Raw genomic sequence first — 354 nt, forward strand, 5'->3', positions numbered from 1 at the left:
GGCCGTATTCACTGGTACGGACCACCAAAAAGTCACCGTGATCGCGATGACGATTTTTGACGACCTGGGCAGATGGCGATCTTGTATACCCCCCAATAACGGGGCGGTCTGGTCGACACCTGAATTAAAGTACATCTAGCAATCCACAGCCTTTTGACCAGCAGTGATGTGCTGCATAACGTGTAAACCGTCACTGCGCAGTGACTGCCGACCACATGAGAAGTCGAGAGGCAGTCACGATGACGAAGAAGAGAAATGTAGATCCGGACGTGGCTCGCTGGCGGGCCAAGCTCATGCGGGCTCATCAGCTCGGCGACCCCGACGCGATCGCGGAGGCGAAGCATCGCCTGGAGA

It is taken from the genome of Phytoactinopolyspora endophytica (assembly GCF_004138495.1).
Lineage (GTDB): Bacteria > Actinomycetota > Actinomycetes > Jiangellales > Jiangellaceae > Phytoactinopolyspora > Phytoactinopolyspora endophytica.